This is a genomic window from Streptomyces sp. SPB074 (assembly GCF_000154905.1).
Classification (GTDB): domain Bacteria; phylum Actinomycetota; class Actinomycetes; order Streptomycetales; family Streptomycetaceae; genus Streptomyces.
Genome location: NZ_GG770539.1, coordinates 3,119,053 through 3,120,828, shown reverse-complemented (window position 1 = coordinate 3,120,828; position 1,776 = coordinate 3,119,053). Strand labels below are relative to the sequence as shown.

Annotated in this window: 1 protein-coding gene; it reads left to right on the top strand. The window is 78.6% G+C overall.

Features of this window, described 5'->3' with window-relative positions; genetic code table 11:
- Window positions 1-147: 147 nt before the first annotated feature.
- A complete protein-coding gene (locus SSBG_RS12765; protein WP_008746552.1) occupies window positions 148-1,542 on the top strand; it encodes a phosphotransferase in 1,395 nt (464 codons plus the stop codon).
- Window positions 1,543-1,776: the final 234 nt, after the last annotated feature.

The window sequence follows — 1,776 nt, the reverse complement described above, 5'->3', positions numbered from 1 at the left end:
GTGGCGGGCCGGGACGGGGCGTGAGGGGGCCCGCACTGCCGTGCGGCGAACCGTTTCTGCACGGCCTCGCGAGCGGAAGCACTCCTTCCGCCCGGTTACGGTGAGCGAGCGGAGCCCCGGCGGGCGGGGCCGGTTCGGGAGTGGCACGTGCGTACCGTCAGGTCCGGCAGGCAGGGCAAGGAGCCGTTCGGCGGCGAGGGCGGCGGAGGCGGGTTCCCGCACGGCGCCGCGCACGGTGCGTCACACGGGAGCCCGGCGACGCACGGGGGCCCGTCGTCGCACGCGAGCCCCGCGCCGCACGGAAGCCACGAGCCGCACGGGGGCCCCGGATCGCACGGCCTCCGTCCCGCGCCGCACGTCTCCGTCCCCCGGCTGCACGCCATCGCCTGCGGGGTCGCGCACGCCGCCGGCGCGCAGACGGCCGGAGCCCGCGCGCCGGGCCCGGGGCACCACCTCCCCGCGAGCCCCCTCGGCTGGACCCCGGACGAACGCCTCGCGCTCACGGGGGAGTTCCCGGCCGCCGCCGTCAGCGAGGCGCTCGCCGCCGCCCGCGCCGCCGACCCCGCGCGGGTCCGCGTCCTGAGCGGCACCGCGCACCGCAACGCCGTCGTCTGGCTCCCGGCCTGGCAACGGGCCGTCGTGGTCAGGCGGTTCGCGCCGTCCGTCGCCGTCCGCAGGGAGCGCGGCTTCTACAGCGAGCACAACGTCCTGGAGGCGATCCACGCCACCTACGGGGACGGGCACCCCGGCGCCCCGCGCGTCCCCCGCGTCCTCGCGCTCGGCCGCGACGCGCTCGGCTCCTTCGCGCTCCACACGTACGAGGGCCCGCTGCCCGCCCCCGGCCGCGTGACCGCCGAACGGCTCACCCCGCGCCACCCCGTCAACGGCCTGCGCGTCCGGGAGGCCGACGCGCTCGTGGACCAGCTCGCCGCGCTCAGCCGCGTGGACTGCTCCCACCTCGAACCGGCCGCGGGACGACCGGAGTTCTTCGCCTGGCTGCGCGCCGAACTCGTCCGCATCGTCGCCTCGCTGCCCGCCCCGGTCCTCGACCGCGCGCACGCGAGCGGACTGCCCGGCCCCGCCGCGCTCGAAGCGCTCCTCGCCCCGCTCACCGTCACCCCGCGCACCCCGGGCCTCCTGCACGGCGACCTCAACCCGTGGAACCTCGTCCGCCTCCCCGGCGACGACCTCGCGCTGATCGACTGGGAACTGGCCCTCACCGGGGACCCCCTCCACGAGCTGATCCGCCACCTCCACCTCGCCCCGGCCCGCCCCTCCCTGCGCGCCCGCATGGTGACCCGCTGGAGCCGCGCCCTCTCCCCGGACCGCACGGCCGGCTGGGAAGACGACGCCCCCCTCTACACCCACATCGAACGCCTCCGCAGCGCCTACCTCGATCTCGACCGCATCGTCATGGGCAGCGCCCTCGACGCCCCCAACGTCGCCCGCGCGGTCCGCCGCTACGGCCGCACCCTGACTGCCGCCCACGCCTCTCTGACCGCCCTGTCACACCGGGCGCGGGGCGTGGAGGGGCGGGGTTGAGGGGGCGGGGACCGGGGGAGGGGGACGGGCGCTGGGCCGGGCGGGTAGCGCGCGAGGCGGTGGGGGCGGCCGGGGCCCGGGTGGGGCGGTCCGCGCCTTGGGCGGTCGCGTGCGAGCGGCCGTGTGCGGTGACCGGAGCACATGCGCGGCCCCTTGCGGGGCGGTGGGGCCGGGCGCGCGAGCTCATGCCCCGCTGTGTCGGGTGGTCCGAGCTGTGCGCGGGTGTGCGGGGCG